This window comes from Streptomyces sudanensis (assembly GCF_023614315.1).
Lineage (GTDB): Bacteria > Actinomycetota > Actinomycetes > Streptomycetales > Streptomycetaceae > Streptomyces > Streptomyces sudanensis.
The window spans coordinates 3,970,690-3,989,489 of the sequence record NZ_CP095474.1; the positions used below are offsets into that span (position 1 = coordinate 3,970,690).

Annotated in this window: 15 protein-coding genes and 3 pseudogenes; 6 read left to right on the top strand and 12 right to left on the bottom strand. The window is 72.3% G+C overall.

From position 1 onward, the window contains the following. Positions 1-140: 140 nt before the first annotated feature. Positions 141-650: a hypothetical protein gene (locus MW084_RS18250; RefSeq protein WP_010473674.1), complete on the bottom strand. Its 510-nt coding sequence runs from the start codon at positions 648-650 to the stop codon at positions 141-143. Beyond that, positions 647-919, bottom strand: coding sequence for a hypothetical protein (locus tag MW084_RS18255; RefSeq protein WP_275563686.1), 273 nt, complete (start codon positions 917-919; stop codon positions 647-649). Before MW084_RS18255 ends, MW084_RS18250 begins: the two co-directional genes overlap by 4 nt. An 81-nt stretch (positions 920-1,000) precedes the next feature. On the opposite strand from MW084_RS18255, the pseudogene MW084_RS18260 reads away from it, so the two are divergent. Continuing rightward, positions 1,001-1,832 (top strand): annotated as a pseudogene (locus tag MW084_RS18260) (IS5 family transposase). Here MW084_RS18260 and MW084_RS18265 read toward each other — a convergent pair. Continuing rightward, a complete protein-coding gene (locus MW084_RS18265) occupies positions 1,800-2,201 on the bottom strand; it encodes a hypothetical protein (protein ID WP_029553734.1) in 402 nt (133 codons plus the stop codon). The pseudogene MW084_RS18260 and the gene MW084_RS18265 sit on opposite strands and share 33 nt — an antisense overlap. Positions 2,202-2,522: 321 nt before the next feature. Between MW084_RS18265 and MW084_RS18270 the strand changes: the two genes are divergently transcribed. The 3 genes from MW084_RS18270 to MW084_RS18280 all read left to right on the top strand — a co-directional run bounded on the left by MW084_RS18270 (position 2,523) and on the right by MW084_RS18280 (position 5,233). After that, a complete protein-coding gene (locus MW084_RS18270) occupies positions 2,523-4,160 on the top strand; it encodes a substrate-binding domain-containing protein (protein WP_255113984.1) in 1,638 nt (545 codons plus the stop codon). A 99-nt stretch (positions 4,161-4,259) separates the two neighbouring features. Further along, positions 4,260-4,457, top strand: a complete 198-nt coding sequence (locus MW084_RS18275; protein ID WP_010469541.1) for a type II toxin-antitoxin system VapB family antitoxin — start codon at positions 4,260-4,262, stop codon at positions 4,455-4,457. Positions 4,458-4,852: 395 nt separating this feature from the next. After that, entirely contained in the window at positions 4,853-5,233 is a 381-nt protein-coding gene (locus MW084_RS18280; RefSeq protein WP_010469540.1) for a TipAS antibiotic-recognition domain-containing protein, read from the top strand. Positions 5,234-5,445: 212 nt separating this feature from the next. Here the strand turns inward: MW084_RS18280 and MW084_RS18285 are convergent, their stop codons facing one another. Beyond that, positions 5,446-7,161 (bottom strand): BCCT family transporter, encoded by a 1,716-nt coding sequence (locus MW084_RS18285; RefSeq protein WP_010469538.1) that lies wholly within the window; start codon positions 7,159-7,161, stop codon positions 5,446-5,448. Positions 7,162-7,271: 110 nt separating this feature from the next. On the opposite strand from MW084_RS18285, the gene MW084_RS18290 reads away from it, so the two are divergent. After that, positions 7,272-8,007 (top strand): glycerate kinase (locus MW084_RS18290; RefSeq protein WP_275563687.1); only part of this gene is annotated, 736 nt, incomplete at its 3' end. 1 nt (position 8,008) lies between these two features. Continuing rightward, positions 8,009-8,426: pseudogene (locus tag MW084_RS18295) on the top strand (glycerate kinase); the annotation flags it as partial. Between the two features lie 261 nt (positions 8,427-8,687). Here the strand turns inward: MW084_RS18295 and pssA are convergent. The 8 genes and pseudogenes from pssA to MW084_RS18335 all read right to left on the bottom strand — a co-directional run. Next, on the bottom strand, positions 8,688-9,548 hold the full coding sequence (gene pssA / locus MW084_RS18300) for a CDP-diacylglycerol--serine O-phosphatidyltransferase (RefSeq protein ID WP_010469535.1): 861 nt from the start codon (positions 9,546-9,548) through the stop codon (positions 8,688-8,690). Next, positions 9,541-10,197, bottom strand: a complete 657-nt coding sequence (locus MW084_RS18305) for a phosphatidylserine decarboxylase (RefSeq protein ID WP_029553376.1) — start codon at positions 10,195-10,197, stop codon at positions 9,541-9,543. Before MW084_RS18305 ends, pssA begins: the two co-directional genes overlap by 8 nt. A 170-nt stretch (positions 10,198-10,367) precedes the next feature. Then, complete coding sequence (locus MW084_RS18310) at positions 10,368-11,573, bottom strand: acyl-CoA dehydrogenase family protein (RefSeq protein WP_010469533.1); 1,206 nt, start codon at positions 11,571-11,573, stop codon at positions 10,368-10,370. A 67-nt stretch (positions 11,574-11,640) separates the two neighbouring features. Next, positions 11,641-12,142, bottom strand: a pseudogene (locus MW084_RS18315) (MaoC family dehydratase); the annotation flags it as partial. A 5-nt stretch (positions 12,143-12,147) separates the two neighbouring features. Further along, the gene (locus MW084_RS18320) at positions 12,148-13,101 is read right to left on the bottom strand and encodes an HpcH/HpaI aldolase/citrate lyase family protein (protein WP_029553375.1); all 954 of its coding nucleotides are present in this window, start codon (positions 13,099-13,101) and stop codon (positions 12,148-12,150) included. Positions 13,102-13,148: 47 nt separating this feature from the next. Continuing rightward, a complete protein-coding gene (locus MW084_RS18325; protein WP_106428038.1) occupies positions 13,149-15,158 on the bottom strand; it encodes a protein meaA in 2,010 nt (669 codons plus the stop codon). A gap of 158 nt (positions 15,159-15,316) precedes the next feature. After that, entirely contained in the window at positions 15,317-16,654 is a 1,338-nt protein-coding gene (ccrA, locus tag MW084_RS18330) for a crotonyl-CoA carboxylase/reductase (RefSeq protein ID WP_010469526.1), read from the bottom strand. 547 nt (positions 16,655-17,201) lie between these two features. Further along, positions 17,202-18,800 (bottom strand): hypothetical protein (locus tag MW084_RS18335; RefSeq protein WP_275563688.1); only part of this gene is annotated, 1,599 nt, incomplete at its 5' end.

Below are 18,800 nucleotides of genomic sequence, written 5' to 3' on the forward strand. Positions count from 1 at the left end.
CCGCCTCGCTGCGGTCGAGACGTCCGTGGCAGCGGCTCCCGCCCTCCGGACCCGCGGACCCCCGCTGGAGCCGGAGCGCGACGCGTCCCCTGCCCGGGAACACCGGGCAGGGGGCGCGTCGCAGGGGGCGTGAGGCCCGGCTAGCCGGGGTCCGGGGAGTCCCGGGCCTCCGGTGCCAGCGTGCCGACGGCGTAGCGGTCGTAGATGTCGAGGAGGTCCTCCTCGGCATCCAGCCGGATTTCCGGCGGCATCCGGCACACCAGTGCCGACAGGCGGGCCAGGGCGGTCAGCCCCGGCAGCCCCGCCGCGTCGGCGGCCGGCAGCGGCTCGGCCTGCGGCCATTCCGCCGCCAACTGCCGCAGGCAGCCTCGTCTGGCTCCGGCCTCGGTGGTGTCCGGGTCCTCCTCGGCCACGTGCCACAGCCCGGCCGTCGGGATCACCCGGCAGGCCCGGACCAGTCGGCGCCGCAGCGCCGGGTCCGCGTCCTCCCAGGAGGCCGGCAGGCCGGCGGGCCCGCCTAGGGAGGCGGAGGCCAGCGCCTCCGCCTCACCCAGGCGGTCCCGGTCCACTCCGACCGCGGTCAGCCCGTACGGCCTGACCCCGTGCCAGTCGAGGACGGCCACCACGGCACCGCTGGCATTCCCGGTCACCCGACGCACATCTCGTTCTTGCCCAGCAGGTAGTTGGTGTCGTAGTTCCGCACGGTCGCGCGGATCTTCGTCCCCGTGCCGTTCGGACCGCTGGCGATCATGAACTCACCCACGCCCTTGTAATAGTGGCAGGCGCCCCGCGGACCCCAGTTCACCACGGCGCGGGCTTTGTACTTCCCGTTGCCGGACTCGTAACCGGTGGTGCCCACCTTCTCCCACCCGTACCAGCGCGACCGGTACAGCGCCACCCGGATGGAGTAACTGGGCACCTTCTTCTTGCACTTGGAACCCCTAACGAAATGATCTTCGTAGTGGTTGGGTTGCTCCGGGACCGTTGATCGGGGTGTGGGGTGGCTCGGCCGAAGCCGTGGGAAGTCGACGACGAGCTGTGGGGTGATCGAGCCGCTGCTGCCCGAGGTCGAGCGTCGGGTGCGGCATCCAGGGCGGAAGCGGCATCCGGACCGGCTGGTGTTTCAGGGCATCCTGTTCGTCCTGCACACCGGGATCAGATGGGAACACCTCCCGCAGGAACTCGGCTTCAGGGTCGGGCATGACCTGCTGGCGCCGCTTGGCCGAGTGGACGGAGGCCGGCGTCTGGCCCCGGCTCCACGAGGTCCTCCTGGCCAAGCTCCGCAGCGCGAATGCCCTGGACTTCTCCCTGGCAGCTGTGGACGGCTCTCATACCCGGGCGTTAAAGGGGGATCCAAGACGGGACGAAGCCCTGTCGACCGGGGCAGGACGGGCAGCAAGCACCACCTGATCACCGACGCCACCGGCATCCCGTTCGCCGTCACCCTGACCGGCGGCAACCGCAATGACGTCACCCAGCTCATTCCACTGCTCCAGGCAGTGCCGTCCGTTCGGGGCAAGCGCGGCCGGCCCAGGCGCCGCCCCGACGTCGTGCTTGGTGACCGCGGTTACGACCACGACAAGTACCGCCGCCCGGTCCGGGATCTCGGAGTGAAGCCGCTCATCGCCCGCCGTGGCACCGAGCACGGCTCCGGGCTCGGTACTCAACGCTGGGTCGTGGAACGCGCCTTCGCTCATCTGCACTGGTTCCGCCGCCTGCGTATCCGCTGGGAGATCCGCGATGACGTCCACGAAGCCTTCCTGAGCCGGGGATGCGCACTCATCTGCTGGCGCCGTCTCTCACAGCTGGTCCGGGACACCCCTGCCCAGTAGCCATCCCTTGACGCCCGAGGAACTGTCCAGGAGTCGGCTGACCTGCATGCCCTCGTCCCGTGAGGTCACCCTTCGTAGTGGGGTGAAGTCGTCGGGAAGCACGTCCGGCCAGCTCACCACGCGGCCACCCGCACGCAGAGTGATCAACAATTCGCACCGAATCTGACGTGGAACGTCCGGACGGTGGGACAGGCTGTTCCACAGGGCCGGCCACGGATAGTGGGTGCCATCGGGCGCCGCATTCGCCCGCGCCCATGCCGGGTCCAACCGCTGGTTGAGGCTGAGCTCACATGCCCGCTCCTCCAGCCTGGCCAGCGAGGCCGTATCGAGGACCTTCACCTCCCGAGGTGCCGGTTCATCCGAGTTCATCGCCCCATGCTGCCCGACAGCGCCCCAGCGCCTGGAACCGACCCACCGAAGATCATTTCGTTAGGAGTTCTAAGGCCGCCCCTTCCAGCGCCGAGACCGCGGTCAGTAAGGAGACCGCCGCAGCGGTCCTCCGTATGGGCGGAGGGGTGAACCGGCCCCGGGCAAGGGACGGGCCGGTGAACGGAAAACGCCCCGCATGACGTCCGGGTGAACATCGTTCGGAGAACTTCTACACCGCTGGCGGGTTTCGTGCCCACCGTTCACTCTGAGCACCTCGCCGACCGCCTTCGCGGCTCGGAACGGATTCGGGGGGATCTCGCGATGAGTGAACAACTGGAGCAGTGGATCGCGATCCTGAGTCTCGCGATCCCCGTGGCGGCGTTCCTGTGGGAGTTCGCCGTCGTCGGCCGCAAACGGCTCGGCTACCGGGTGCAGATGGACACCCTGGCCGCCGACGCGGCCGGCAAGCCGTACGCGGACGTCCTGGGGGCCATGAAGCAGGACGGCCGCCGGCTCAGGGACCCCTCGTTCGTCCTGCTGCGCATCGAGAACGCCGGATCGACCAAGATCATCCCCGAGGACTACCTGGCCGACCCCGCCGACCCCTACGGCATCAAGGTCACCTTCCGGGACCGCCGGGTCGCGGCCGTGGTCCTCACCGACCCGAGCGAACAGGAGGTGCCCGACTTCTTCTTCGAGGAGGTGGAGGAGAACGGCACCATCCGCACCGTCGCCAAGCCCGGCTTCCGGCGGAGCAACAACGAAGCGGACCGCACCGGGATCGTGCGGCTGCCGAAGGTGATGCTCTCCCGGGGCGCCGAGTACAAGGTGCTCATCGTGCTGGAACGCTGGCCCGACGACACCAGCACCGGCGAGTTCCCGGAGCCGGTCGTCAGCGGCCTCGGCGGGCAAGGCCGCTGGTACGACACGGTGCTGAAGTTCTTCCGGCTGAAGGCGACCAAGACCGAGAGCCACGTCTTCGCCTCCCGGCCCGCCTGGTGGGTCATCTGGATCCTGGTCGCGGGCGTGGGCGTCCAGGCGTGCTTCACGCTCTTCCTGCCCGACGAGCAGCGACCCCCGATGGACTGCGCCCAGGACACCACCCTTCACATCCACGGCTCCACGGCCTTCAAGAAGGCCGCACAGGCCGCCGCCGACGACTACGTCAAACGCTGCGAGGGGGCCGGTGTGAGCATCCCGAAGGGCGTTTTCAACGGCAGCGGCAGCGGTCTCGCAGAGCTGGACCGGGTCGGCAAGAAGGACGAAGTCAAGGTCGGTGAGGGCCTCGGTGACCACATCGCCTTCAGCGACGGTCTCGCCCCCGACGGCTACCCCCGACTGGTTCCCAGACCCGTCGCCCTGTCCGTGTTCGCCCTCGTCGTCAACAGGAAAGCGGGTGTGGAGAACCTGAGCCTGGCTCAGATCCGTGAGATCTTCGCCGGCCGGGTGAAGAACTGGAGGCAGGTCGGGGGCGCCGACGAACCTGTCCACCTGATCAACCGCGAACCCGACTCGGGCACCCGCAGCGCTCTCGTGGCCAAGCTCCTGAACGGCAGGCAGCCGCCCCAGTTCACCGAGCCCCACTGCGCGTCCCTGAAAACGGACCGGTACGGGAACTGCGAGGTCGGTGAGACGTCCGTCGTGCTGGAGCAGGTGGCGTCGAGGCCCGGGGCCATCGGCTACAGCGAGGCCACGGAAGTCGACGGCAGCAAACACGCCGATGAACTCGTCAAGCTGAGGATCGACGGCAGGAAACCGACGGCGGAAGGCGTGGAGGATGCCAACTACCCCTACTGGCAAACCGAGTTCGCCTACACCTATGGCGAGCCCCCGGCCGGTTCCATAGCGGCGTCCTTCCTGAACTACCTCACCCAGCAGACCGGCCGCGACATCCTGCGCCAGCACGGCCACGCCCTGTGCTCCGAGACGAAGAACCCGGGGGAGTGCCAACCGGTCTGACTCTCCGCCGGGAACCGCAGCCATCGCCGCACACCGGGTGCACGAGGAATTCCCGGGACCGTCGAACAGGCGGGCACCCGGCGCAGTAGGGTCCCGCCCATGGCCAAGGTGAACATCGTCCTCGACGCCGAACTCGTCGTGGAAGTCATGGTGCTGGCAGGTGTCGGCAGCCCGCAGGACGCCGTCGAACTGGTCGTCCGCGACTACATCGAGCGGGGGCACCGCACCGAGGCGCGCGTGGTGCCCCGCGAGGACGACCCGCGCCGTCCCGAGACCGGACAGCGGGAACAGGGCTGACCGTCCCTGCCCGGCCGAGCGGCCCCGGCCCGCCCCGCCCCGCCCCGGCGACCGGAACGCGGACACGGGCCGGGCACCGGCACGGACGCGCCACCGGATGCCCCCTTGCCCGCGGTACGTGACCCGGCGCGCCCCCGTACGCGGGTGGCGGCGCGGTGCGCCGGGCGCGACGGGCGCACCGGCCGGCACGTACCGTGCGGGCGGCCGGGCGCACGGGGCGGCCCGGGCGCCGCGCGCCACCGGGGAGGGCCGCGGCGGGACGCGGTAAAGGGTTTGCCGACGCCGCGGGGGTGTGCCACCGTTCCGCCCGGAACGGCAGTGGATCACTGCCGGTGGACGGATCGCCCCGGGGCCTCCCCGCACGGGCGACGACGAAGAGACTCGAGGGCCGACCCTTGGACGAGCAGTACGCAGACGAGTGCCGTCGGGCACTGGCCGCGGAGCAGGCCCGGAGCCTTTCCCAGACCAACGACTGGGAGCACGTGGACAGGGACCGGGTCCACCGGGACTGGGACACCCTCTACAGGGAGATCGCCGCCCGCCTGGACGACTCGCTGCCGACCGACCCCCACATCCAGGAACTCGTCGGCAGGCACTTCGAGATAGCGTCCCGCTTCTACACCCCCTCCCGGGAGGCGTACGTCGGCATGGCCCTCCTGTACGCGGAGGACGCCCCCATGAGGGAGTTCCACAACTCCTACCACCCCCGGATGGTCGGGTTCCTCGGCGAGGCGATGGAGGCGTACGCCGAGCGGGGCGCCGGATTCGCCGCGTAGGACCGGGCGCGCCGGCGCCGTCCGGCCCGGCCCCTCACCCCCTTCCGCCGGTTGGCCGACCGCCGCTTCGGGGCCCCCTCCGGAGCCGGCGGCGGTGAGCCACCGGCGCCCACGCGCCCGCCGTACGGAGGGGGCCGACCGCCGGAGGGGAGGCCCCGCCGGCNNCNNNNTGCCGGAGGCGGATCCCGCCCGCCGGGACGGCGCCCCGGCCGTCACCGCGCGCCGCCGCCCGCGCCCGTGTCGTCCTCCGTCCCGCTGCGCGCCCGTGCCGCGCGCCGCAACCGGTGGTGGCGCGCCTGCGCCTGCTCCGTCACCGCGTCGCCGACCATCGTCCGCACCACGTCCCGCAGCCCGTGCAGGGCGGGGTTCCGTGCCGGCCCGGCGCCCGGGTCGCTGCGCAGCTCCTTCAGCAGCGCCCAGCACAGGCAGAGCATCACGACCACGAACGGCAGCGCCACCAGGATCGTCGCCGTCTGGAGGGAACCGAGGCCGCCGACGACCAGCAGCACCGCCGCGACCGTCGCCATCAGCACGCCCCAGCCCACCACCAGCCACGTCGGCGGATGCAGCGCGCCCCGGCTGGTCAGCGAGCCCATCACCAGCGACGCCGAGTCCGCGCTCGTCACGAAGTACGTCATCACCAGCACCATCGCCGTGAACGACGTGACCGCCCCGGCCGGCAGCGCGTCCAGCATCGCGAACAGGGACGCCTCCGCCCCGTCCCGCACGGAGTCCGCCAGGTCCGCCGCCCCGGTCGACTGCAACCGCAGCGCCGAGCCGCCCATCACGCTGAACCAGACGACCGTCGCGCCGCCCGGCACCAGCAGCACCCCGGTCAGGAACTCGCGGACCGTCCGGCCGTGTGAGATCCGGGCGATGAAGGTCCCCACGAACGGGGCCCACGACAGCCACCACGCCCAGTAGAAGATCGTCCACGTTCCCAGCCAGGCGTGCTCGGAGAACGCGCCCGTCCGTGTCGCCATCGGCAGCAGCTCCTCCAGGTAGCCGCCGATCGCCGCCGGGATCGAGTCGAGGATGTACACCGTCGGCCCGATCAGGAAGACGAAGGCCGTCAGTGCCGCCGCGAGCACGATGTTCAGCGTCGACAGCCACTTGACGCCCCGGTGCAGCCCGGAGAACGCCGACAACACGAACGCCGCCGACAGCACCGCGATGACCAGCAGCTGCGTCGTGCGGTCCGCCGCCACCCCGGTCGTCAGCTCCAGGCCCTCGGCCACCTGCAGCGCGCCCAGGCCCAGGCTGGTCGCCGTGCCGAACACCGTCGCGAACACCGCGAGCAGGTCGATCAGCCGGCCCGGCCACGACTCCGCCCGCCGGGCGCCGATCAGCGGCACGAACGCCGAGCTCAGCCGGTTCCCGCGCCCCTTGCGGAACCCGGCGTACGCCAGGGCGAGCCCGACGATGCCGTAGATCGCCCACGGGGTGAGCGTCCAGTGGAAGAACGAGTACTCCATCGCCGTACGGGCCGCGGCGGCCGATCCGGCGCGCACCCCGGTCGCCGGCGGCGGGCTCAGGTAGTGCGTGAGCGGCTCCCCGACCCCGTAGAACACCAGCCCGATGCCCATCCCGGCGCTGAACATCATCGCGATCCACGCGAGGTTGCCGAACTCCGGCTCGGAGTCGTCCGCGCCCAGCCGGATCCGCCCGAACCGGCCGGCCGCGATCACCAGGCACAGCACCAGGAACACGTCGGCGGCCACCACGAACAGCCAACCGAAGTTGCCCAGGGTCCAGGACAGGCCCGCGGACGACGCGCGGGCGAAGGACCGCCCGCCCAGCCAGGCCCACAGCACCAGGGCGAGGACGGCGGCGAAGCCGATCGCCACGACGGCGCGGTCCGGCGAAGGCGCCGCGGGACGCTCGAAGGCGGTGGCGGGTGGCGGCCGGTCCGTCGGTTCCGTGCTCATGGCGCCTCACTATGGTGGGGGACGGCCGCGCGCGGAGGGGGGCACGCCGTCCGGGCCTCCGGACGGGGGCGCCCCGGTGCGGCCGTCCGGTCGACGGCGGGAGGGCGAAGGTGGCGGACGCGGCGGTGGGCGGGGCCGCACACGTGCTCGTGGCGGTCGACAAGTTCAAGGGGTCCCTCACGGCCGCGCAGGTGGCACGGCGGGTGACGGCGGGGCTCCGGCGCGCCGCCCCGGGCGTCCCGGTGCAGGCCCTGCCCGTCGCGGACGGCGGTGACGGCACGGTCGAGGCCGCGGTGGCGGCCGGATTCGAACGCCGCGAGGTCCGCGTGACCGGCCCGCTGGGCGGGCCCGTGACGGCGGCGTTCGCCCTGCGCGGTGACACGGCGATCGTGGAGATGGCGGAGGCGTCCGGTCTGCGGCTGCTCCCCGAGGGCGTCCGGGCGCCCCTGACGGCCACCACCCGCGGCTTTGGCGAGCTGCTGCGCGCCGCACTCGACGCGGGGGCCCGCACCCTCGTCCTCGGCGTGGGCGGCAGCGCCACCACCGACGGCGGCGCCAGCATGCTCATCGCGCTCGGCGCGCAGTTCCTGGACGCGGAGGGTGAACCCGTCGGCCCCGGCGGCGGCGGCCTGCGCGCCCTGGCGGCGGCCGACCTGTCGCGGCTGGACCCGCGCCTCGCCGACGTGGAACTGGTGCTCGCCGGCGACGTGGACAACCCGCTGACCGGCCCGGAGGGCGCCCCGGCGGTGTTCGGCCCGCAGAAGGGCGCGACCCGCGACGACGTGCGGGCCCTGGAGGCGGCGCTCGTATGGTACGTCGAGGTGCTGGCGGGGGCGGTGGGCCCGCNCGCCGCCGAGGCGGCCGTCGCGCCGGGCGCCGGCGGCGGGGGCGGCACCGGCTACGGCGCCCTGGTCGGCCTGGGCGCGGTCTTCCGCCCCGGCATCGACCTGATGCTGGACGTCCTGGGCTTCCCCGAGGCCCTCAGCCGGGCCGCCCTCGTGATCACCGGCGAGGGCTCCCTCGACGAGCAGACCCTGCGCGGCAAGGCCCCGGCGGGCGTCGCCGCGGCGGCCCGCGCGGCGGGGGTCGACACCGTCGCGGTCTGCGGCCGGCTGGCGCTGTCCCCGCAGGCGCTCGCCCGGACGGGCATCCGCCGCGCCTACCCGCTGACGGACCTGGAGCCGGACCCCGCCGTGTGCATGGCGCAGGCCGGTCCGCTCGTGGAGCGCGCGGCCGCGGCCGTCGCCCGCGACTTCCTCACCTGACCCCGCGGACGGCCGCCCCGGCGCCCGGGGCCGCTGCGTGCCGAGGCACCCGGCCCCTTCCGGTCCGGGCACCCGGCCCGGGGCCCCGGACCCCGGGTCTCCGGTACGGGGGCCGGATCGTTCACCGTCCCCGGGTACGCCACCGACCCGGCGGGGGAGCCGCGCCCCACCACGTACTCCTACAAGGAGCTCGGCTGAGGGCGCACGGAAGGAGGGGCCCGGACGCGCCACCGCGTCCGAGCCCCTCCTCGTGTCCTTCGCCTACGGCAGTTGCGCCGCCCGCGCCTCCCGGCTCTCGCGCCGGTGGTCGCGGAAGGTGTTCACCCGCCGCGCCGTCGCGAAGAGCGGGATCACCGCGCCCAGCACGACCTGCAGCGCGCAGCCCGTCTGGAGCAGCAGCTGGCCGCCCGGGGCGTCGAACGCCCACGCCGCCAGCATGGCCATCGCGCCCACGATCCAGCTCAGCATCGCCACCGCGAGGACCCCCCGCGGCTTGGGGTACTCGACGCGGCTCACCATCAGCCACGCCGTACCGACGATCGCCAGCAGCGTCGGGATGAACGGCAGCTCCAGCAGCACGATCGACACGACGGTCAGCGCGCCGAACGGGCTCGGCATGCCCTGGAACATGCCGTCCTTCATCGTCACGACCGAGAACCTCGCCAGCCGCATCACGACGGCGAGCAGCACCACGATCGCCGCCACCGCGGACACCCGCTGGTGCGCGTCGTCCGCGACCATCCCGTACACGAGGACGAAGTACGCCGGGGCCAGACCGAAGCTGATCAGGTCCGACAGGTTGTCCAGCTCGGCGCCCATCGGCGACGAGCGGAGCTTGCGCGCCACCAGACCGTCGAACAGGTCGAAGATCGCGGCGCACAGCATCAGTATCACGGCCGTCGCGGCGGAGTGCCGGGCCATGCCCGTCTCTTCGCTGCCCATGAGGTGCGGGATGAGGATGCCGGTGGTGGTGAAGTACACCGCCATGAAGCCGCAGGTGGCGTTACCCAGCGTGAGGGTGTCGGCTATCGACAGGCGGAGCGACAGCGGCATCTCCTCCTGCTCCCCGGCGCCGTCCTCGCCGTCGGCGGCCCAGTCCGCCGGTCGCTCGGGATCAATCACGGTCAATGCGAGTCACCCCCGCGGTCGTGGTCTGGCCGACCTCGACGGCGACGTCCACACCTTCCGGGAGGTAGATGTCGACCCGCGAGCCGAAGCGGATCAGGCCGATCCGATCACCCTGCTCGACCTTGGCACCCCGTGAGAGGTACGGCACGATGCGCCGGGCCACCGCGCCGGCGATCTGCACCATCTCGATGTCGCCGAGCTCGGTGTCGAAGTGCCAGACGACGCGCTCGTTGTTCTCGCTCTCCTTGTTGAACGCCGGCACGAAGCCGCCGGGGATGTGCTCCACCGACGTCACCGTCCCCGCCAGCGGGGCGCGGTTGACGTGCACGTTCAGCGGGCTCATGAAGATGGCGACCCGGGTGCGCCCGTCCTTCCACGGCATGATGCTCTGCACCACCCCGTCGGCGGGCGAGATGACCCTGCCCTGCGCGATCTCGCGCTCGGGGTCGCGGAAGAACCACAGCATGCCGGCCGCGAGCGCGGTGGTCGGGACGGCGAACGCCGCGGCGCGCCGGGAGCGGCGCGCGCGGACGAGGCTTGCTGCTGCGGTGGCGACGGTCGGCAGGAGCCACGGCGATGCTCCGCGCGCGAGGCGTACGCCGGCGAGGCGGGCGCGAGGTGCAGAGGTTTGGCTGTGGGGCATGAATGACCTTCGTAGCGGATGAGGCCGCGCTCGGGAACGGGGGACGGCGGCTTTTCGGCGATGCTATCGGGTGCGGGCCACAACTGGGCAAGCCAGAAGCCGAGTCCACGGCCGGAAGAAGATGACCGGATGTGATCCCCTTCGCGGTCGTACCGCCTCAAAACCCACCATCAGCCCTGGACCCGGTACTCCTCGAGGAGGCGACGCCCGATGATCATTTTCTGGATCTCGGCGGTGCCTTCACCGATGAGCAGCATCGGCGCCTCCCGGTAGAGGCGCTCGATCTCGTACTCCTTGGAGAACCCGTAGCCTCCGTGGATGCGGAAGGCGTCCTCCACGACCTCCTTGCAGTACTCGGAGGCCAGGTACTTGGCCATCCCTGCTTCAAGATCGTTTCGTTCCCCTGAGTCCTTTTTGCGAGCCGCGTTGACCATCATGGCATGAGCAGCCTCTACTTTGGTAGCCATTTCGGCCAATTTGAACTGAATCGCCTGATGCTGGGCGATCGGCTTGCCGAAGGTGCGGCGCTGCTGGGCGTACTCCACGCCCAGCTCGAAGGCGCGCTGGGCGACGCCGCAGCCGCGGGCCGCCACGTTCACCCGGCCCACCTCCACGCCGTCCATCATCTGGTAGAAGCCCCGGCCGGTGGCCCCGCCCAGGACGCGGTCGGCCGGAACGCGCAGCCCGTCCATGATCAGCTCGGTGGTGTCGACCCCCTTGTAGCCCATCTTGTCGATCTTGCCGGGGATGGTCAGGCCGGGCCGGACCTCGCCGAAGCCCGGCTCCTTCTCCACCAGGAAGGTCGTCATCGACCGGTGCGGGGCCGTGCCCTCGGGGTGTCCTTCGTCACTCCGGACCAGCACGGCCACCAGGGTGGAGGTGCCGCCGTTGGTCAGCCACATCTTCTGGCCGGTCAGGACGTACTCGTCGCCGTCCCGCACCGCCTTCGAGGTGATGGCCGACACGTCCGAGCCGAGTCCCGGCTCCGACATCGAGAACGCGCCGCGCACCTCGCCCGCCGCCATCCGCGGCAGGAACGCGTCCTTCTGCTCCCGCGTGCCGTGCTGCTTGATCATGTACGCGACGATGAAGTGGGTGTTGATGATGCCCGACACCGACATCCAGCCGCGGGCGATCTCCTCCACGCACAGCGCGTACGTCAGGAGCGACTCGCCCAGGCCCCCGTACTCCTCGGGGATCATCAGGCCGAACAGCCCCAGCTCCCTGAGCCCGTCGACGATCTGCTGCGGGTACTCGTCCCGGTGCTCCAGCTCGGTCGCGACCGGGATGATCTCCTTGTCGACGAACGCCCGGACGGTGGACACGATCTCCTGCTGGACGTCGGTGAGACCGTGGGTCTGCGCGAGTCGGGCCATGGCTACTTCTCCTGCGTCTTCGGTTCCGAACGGGGGGTGCCGTCCTGCNGGGGNGCCGGCCGGGNNNGGGGGGAGACGGCCGGGCGGCCGGGCTGCTCGCCGCCGCGCTCCTCGACGTACGCCGCGGTGGGGACCATCACCCTGCGGCGGAAGACGCACACCAGCGTGCCGTCCTGCTTGTGGCCCCTGGTCTCGACGTGGACGATCCCGCGGTCGCCCTTCGACTTCGACGGCCGCTTGTCGAGGACCGTCGTCTCGCCGTAGATCGTGTCGCCGTGGAAGGTCGGCGCCACGTGCCGCAGCGACTCGACCTCCAGGTTGGCGATCGCCTTGCCGGAGACGTCCGGCACGGACATGCCCAGCAGCAGCGAGTACACGTAGTTCCCGACGACGACGTTCCGGCCGAAGTCGGTCGCCCGCTCCGCGTAGTGCGCGTCCATGTGGAGCGGGTGGTGGTTCATCGTCAGGAGGCAGAAGAGGTGGTCGTCGTACTCGGTGACCGTCTTCCCCGGCCAGTGCCGGTAGACGGCCCCGACCTCGAACTCCTCGTAGGTGCGTCCGAACTGCATCCGCCTCACGCCTCCGGGATCTCGAACGTGCTGGTGCGCCGCATCCCGGCGGCCCGGCCCTTGCCCGCGACGACCAGGGCCATCTTCCGGCTCGCCTCGTCGATCATCTCGTCGCCGAGCATCGCGGAGCCCTTCCGGCCGCCCGCCTCGGACGTGTGGTACTCGTACGCGTCCAGGATCAGCTCGGCGTGGTCGTAGTCCTCCTGCGACGGGGAGAACACCTCGTTGGCCGCCTCGACCTGGCCGGGGTGGAGCACCCACTTGCCGTCGAAGCCCAGCGCGGCGGCGCGGCCGGCGACCGCGCGGAAGCCCTCCACGTTCCTGATCTGGAGGTAGGGGCCGTCGATCGCCTGGAGGTCGTTGGCGCGGGCCGCCATGAGGATCTTCATCAGGATGTAGTGGTAGGCGTCCGCCGGGTAGCCGGGCGGCTGCTCGCCGACCACCAGCGACTTCATGTTGATCGACGCCATGAAGTCGGCCGGGCCGAAGATGATCGTCTCGAGGCGCGGCGACGCCTGGGCGATCTCGTTGACGTTGTTCAGCCCGCGGGCGTTCTCGATCTGCGCCTCGATGCCGATGCGGCCGACCTCGAAGCCCATCGTCTTCTCGATCTGCGTCAGCAGCAGGTCCAGGGCGACGACCTGTGAGGCGTCCTGCACCTTCGGCAGCATGATGCAGTCGAGGTTCGGGCCGGCGCCCTCGACGACCGTGACGACGTCCCGGTACGTCCAGTGGGTCGTCCAGTCGTTCACCCGTACGACGCGGGTCTTGCCCGTCCAGTCGCCCTCGTTGAGGAACTTCACGATCGTGTGCCGCGCCTCGGGCTTGGCGAGCGGCGCGCAGGCGTCCTCCAGGTCCAGGAACACCTGGTCGGCCGCCAGGCCCTGGGCCTTCTCCAGGAAGCGCGGGTTCGAGCCCGGCACCGCCAGGCAGGAGCGGCGGGGGCGCAGCCGGTTCACGGCGGGGGNGGGNCGCGCGGGGGACGGCTGGGCCGGCGTGGTCTCGGTCATGCGGGGACCTCCGTGTTCTCGAGGGGGCGGAGCCCGTTGGCTTTGCGGATCTCGTCGACGATACGACCGATGATCTCCGTGATCCCGAAGTCCTTCGGGGTGAAGACGGCGGCCACACCCGCACGCCTCAGTTCGGCGTCGTCGGCGTTCGGGATGATCCCGCCGACGACGACCGGGACGTCGGCCGCGCCGGCGTCCCGCAGCCGGCCCAGCACGTCCGGCACCAGCTCGGCGTGCGAGCCGGACAGGATGGACAGCCCCACGCAGTGCACGTCCTCCGCGAGCGCGGCGTCCACGATCTGCTCCGGGGTGAGCCGGATGCCCTGGTAGACCACCTCGAAGCCGGCGTCCCTGGCCCGTACGGCGATCTGCTCGGCGCCGTTGGAGTGGCCGTCCAGGCCCGGCTTGCCGACCAGCAGCCGCAGCCGCCCCGCGCCCAGCTCGGCGGCCGTCCGGGCGGTCTTCTCCCGGACGGTCGCGAGCGGGGTCCCCTCCTCGGCCGCCACCGCCAGGGGGGCGGACGAGACGCCGGTCGGCGCGCGGAACTCGCCGAACACGTCGCGCAGCGCCCACGCCCACTCCCCGGTGGTGACCCCCGCACGGGCGCACTCCAGGGTGGCGGCGAAGAGGTTCCCGTCCCCGGCGGCCGTCGCCTTGAGGGCGGCGAGGGCGTTCTGGGCGCGGGCCTCGTCGCGGTTGTCGCGCCACTCGTGCAGCGCGGCGACGACCCGTGCCTCGTTCGCCGGGTCCACGGTCTGGACCGCCGTGTCCAGATCCGCGGTCAGGGGGCTCGGTTCGGTGGACTCGAAGCAGTTGACGCCGACGACCTTCTCCTCGCCGGCCTCGATCCGGGCCCGCCGCTCCGCGTGCGAGGCGACGAGCCGGGACTTGAGGTAGCCGGACTCCACGGCGGCCATCGCGCCGCCCATCGCCTGGATCCGGTCGATCTCGGCGAGGCACTCCTCGACCAGGGCGTCCACCTTGGCCTCGACGACGTGCGAACCGGCGAAGACGTCGTCGTACTCCAGCAGGTCGCTCTCGTACGCCAGCACCTGCTGGATACGCAGCGACCACTGCTGGTCCCAGGGCCGGGGCAGGCCCAGCGCCTCGTTCCAGGCGGGCAGCTGGACGGCCCGGGCGCGGGCGTCCTTCGACAGCGTCACGGCGAGCATCTCCAGGACGATGCGCTGGACGTTGTTCTCCGGCTGCGCCTCGGTCAGCCCGAGCGAGTTCACCTGCACGCCGTAGCGGAAGCGGCGCTGCCGGGGGTCCTCGATCCCGTACCGCTCGCGGGTGACCCGGTCCCAGATGCGGCCGAAGGCACGCATCTTGCACATCTCCTCGATGAAGCGGACGCCCGCGTTCACGAAGAACGAGATCCGGGCGACGACCTCGCCCCTGCGCTCCTCGGGGACCTGCCCGGAGGCGAACACCGCGTCCAGGACCGCGATGGCCGTGGAGACGGCGTACGAGATCTCCTGGACCGGGGTGGCGCCCGCCTCCTGGAGGTGGTAGCTGCAGATGTTGATCGGGTTCCACCTGGGGAGGTGGTTCACCGTGTAGGTGATCATGTCGGTGGTCAGCCGCAGTGACGGACCGGGCGGGAAGACGTGCGTCCCGCGCGACAGGTACTCCTTCACGATGTCGTTCTGCGTCGTCCCCTGGAGCTCGGAGAGGTCCGCGCCCTGCTCCTCGGCCACCACCTGGTAGAGCGCCAGCAGCCACATGGCGGTGGCGTTGATGGTCATGGAGGTGTTCATCCGCTCCAGCGGGATGTCCCGGAACAGCCTGCGCATGTCGCCGAGGTGGGAGACCGGCACGCCGACCCGGCCGACCTCGCCGCGGGCGAGGACGTGGTCCGGGTCGTAGCCCGTCTGCGTGGGCAGGTCGAACGCGACCGAGAGACCGGTCTGCCCCTTGGCGAGGTTGCGCCGGTACAGCTCGTTGGACGCCTCGGCGGTGGAGTGGCCGGCGTACGTCCGCATGAGCCAGGGGCGGTCCTTCATCCCGCGCGGGCCCGCCGCCGGGCGCCGCGGGCCGGCGCCGGCGCTCCCCGGGTCGCGGACGCCGGGCTCCCTCGCCCCTTCCGGCACGGGCGCGCCTTTTGGCGCGGGTGCGTTTCGACGGTCAGTCATGACGGTGGTGTCGCCTCTCGGACGTCCGGTCAGATGTTCCGGAAGCGGTTGATGGCGTCGATGTGCCGGGCGCGCTTCTCCGGGTCGCGGACGCCCAGGCCCTCCTCGGGGGCGAGGCACAGCACGCCGACCTTGCCCTGGTGGAGGTTGCGGTGGACGTCGTACGCGGCCTGACCGGTGTCCTCCAGCGCGTACACCTTCGACAGGGTCGGGTGGATCTTCCCCTTGGCGACGAGGCGGTTGGCCTCCCACGCCTCGCGGTAGTTGGCGAAGTGCGAGCCGATGATCCGCTTCAGCGACATCCACAGGTAGCGGTTGTCGTACTGGTGCATGTAGCCGGAGGTGGAGGCGCAGGTGGTGATGGTGCCGCCCTTGCGGGTGACGTACACCGAGGCGCCGAAGGTCTCGCGGCCCGGGTGCTCGAAGACGATGTCGATGTCCTCGCCGCCGGTGAGGTCGCGGATGCGCTTGCCGAAGCGCTTCCACTCCTTGGGGTCCTGGGTGTGCTCGTCCTTCCAGAACCTGTAGCCCTCGGCGCTGCGGTCGATGATCGCCTCGGCGCCCATGGAGCGGCAGATGTCCGCCTTCTGCTCGCTGGAGACGACGCAGATCGGGTTGGCGCCACCGGCGAGGGCGAACTGGGTGGCGTAGCTGCCGAGGCCGCCGCTGGCGCCCCAGATCAGGACGTTGTCGCCCTGCTTCATGCCGGCGCCGTTGCGGGAGACGAGCTGGCGGTAGGCGGTGGAGTTGACCAGGCCCGGAGCCGCGGCCTCCTCCCACGACAGGTGGTCCGGCTTGGGCATCAGCTGGTTCGACTTCACCAGCGCGATCTCCGCCAGGCCGCCGAAGTTCGTCTCGAAGCCCCAGATCCGCTGCTCGGGGTCGAGCATCGTGTCGTTGTGGCCGTCGGAGGACTCCAGCTCCACGGAGAGGCAGTGCGCGACGACCTCGTCGCCGGGCCTCCAGGCGTTGACGCCGGGACCGGTGCGCAGGACGACGCCCGCCAGGTCGGAGCCGATGACGTGGTACGGCAGGTCGTGGCGCCGGGTCAGCTCCGACAGCCGGCCGTAGCGCTCCAGGAAGCCGAACGTCGACACCGGTTCGAAGATCGAGGTCCACACCGAGTTGTAGTTGACCGAGCTGGCCATCACGGCGACGAGGGCCTCGCCGGGGCCCAGCTCCGGCAGGGGCACCCGGTCGATGTGGAGGGACTTGCGGGGGTCCTTCTCGCGTGTGCCGAGCCCGGCGAACATCTCGGTCTCGTCCTTGTGGACGGTGACCGCGCGGTAGGACTCCGGCAGTTCGACGCGGGCGAAGTCCTCGGACGTGGAGTCCGGCGACTGGATCGCGTCCAGGATTTCCTTCACGGTGTGCCTCCGGCGATGCGGCGTCCCCGGAGGGACGCTGAAGGGGGTACGTCGAGGTGCTGTTCTGGGGAGGTGCGCCGTCGGTTCGGCCTGTGGGGGCTGGGCGGCGTGGGGCCCTGTCCGGCTCCGCCCCGCTTGTGGCGGGGACCGGGGACGGCGGGGCCGTTGCGCGGAAGTGCCTGTGACGCAGGCGTCCGGGCGCGCGGCCGGGAAGCCGCGGGGACAGCCGGCGTACGGAAGTCCTCCGTGCGCCGGCCACCCGGACGACATCAACGTATGGCACGCCGTGCCAACTCACAAGACACTGCGTGCCAAAAACTTCCTCACGTGTGGACGATCGCGCTCCGATGAGCGATGATCGATCGTTTCGGCTCGTGCGGCGACGTCTCGGCCCGGCGCCCGGGCGGCCGGCGCCCGGCTCGCGGCGGGGCGATCGGCGGCCCGGGCGGCCGGTGACCGGGGCGGGGCGGCCGGTGGCCGGACGAACCGGAGGGGGCGGACCGGCCCGAGCCGGTCCGCCCCCTCGGGGATCGGCGGGCGCGGGCGGTCAGCGGCGCCGGCGCGCGGTACGGCGGCGTACGGAGACGACCAGCAGCCCGCCCACCGCCGCGAGCGCGGCCGCCGCGCCCGCGAGGACCGGGGCGCCGTTCGAACCGGTCGCCGCCAGGGCGCCCGAACCGCCGCCCGTCCCCGCGCCGTGCGCCGGGGCGGCCGCGCCGGTGGAGGCGCTCGGGGCGGCTACGGCCGTGGCACCCGGTGCCGTGCTCGGGGCGGGGGAGGGGGTCGCCGTGGCCGCCGCGGTGGCGGTGACCGTCAGGAACGCGACCTTCGCGCGCTGGGCGGGGTCGTACGGGCTGAGCGCCGGCTCGAACACGACGCCCCTGGCGCCGGCCAGCGCGCGCTGCGGCTTCAGGGTGAAGGAGAACAGCCGCTGCCCTCCGGGCGCCAGGGCCGCCGGGTCGGCGCAGCGGTAGACCGCGCCGGCGGGCACCGGGGCGGCGTCGCCGGGACGGTCGCCGAAGGTGGGCGGCGGCGCGTCGTTCCACCGGTCCGACCACGCCTCCGGGCGGCAGCGCGGATCGGGCCGTACGACGTCCACGCCGCGCGGCACCTCGACCAGCACGGCCGGCGCGGCGAGCGGCGCGCCGCCCCTGTTGGCGACGCCGAAGCGGGCGGTGACCTCCCTGCCGACCTTCGCCCGGACGCTCGTGCCGACCGCGGCGCCGTCGGCGGCGGGGGCGCTGCGCACGCCGACGACCGGCGGCTGGTTCACCGTGTAGTGGTCCGCCGGCTCCGGGACGCGCGGCGGCGTCGGCGTGGTGGCGGGCACCAGCGCCAGCGGGGCCGAGCGGCCCCGCACGCCCGTCCCCGCCGCGGGGCGGGTGGAGGCGGAGAACCGGAGCCGGCCGTACTCGGCGAGGCCGTCCAGGGCGACCGCGAGGCCCGGCGACGGCCGGTAGGTGACGCCCGGCCGCAGGCCCGCCGCGAACTCGCACGCCATGCCGATCCGCGCCGACTTCGGGTTCCCGGGGTCCTTCGTGTGGTACCGGCAGTTGCCGTGGTCGCCGGGGAGGACGACCGTCGCGTCGCCGTCGAAGCTCTCCACGCCGAGCGTCACGCGGTCCAGGGTGCGGGCGCCGGTGTTGGTCAGCTCGAACGGCACCGCGGCCCGGCCGCCCGGCGGTACCTCCACCATGCTCGCGCCCGGGAGGCCGCCGAGGACGACGCCGTCCCGGTCGCCGACGAGGAGCGGCATCTCCGTGGGGGTCTCCTGGCGCATGCGGGCGTTGTCGGCGCTGACGGTCGCCCTCACCACGCCCCGGTCCCCGGCCGCCGTACCGAGGCGGGGGCGGACGTGGAACGGGACGTGGGTCTCGGGGTCGCCGTTGCCGTCGGGCATGGCGACCGGGCAGGTCGCGAGGGTGCCCGCGACCCGGCACTCGGGGCGGAAGCGGAACTCGGCGACCCGCTCGGCGCCGCCGACGTCGATGGTGATCCGCGCGCCGGTGATCGGCGCGCCGCCGGGCAACTGCCCCCACACGCTGAACTGGTGGGTGAGGAAGTGCGCTTCGGTGAGCGCCCCGGCCGGCCGCGGCAGCGTCTCGGGGCCGCGGAGGGCGCCGACCTCGATCACGGCGGGCGGGGG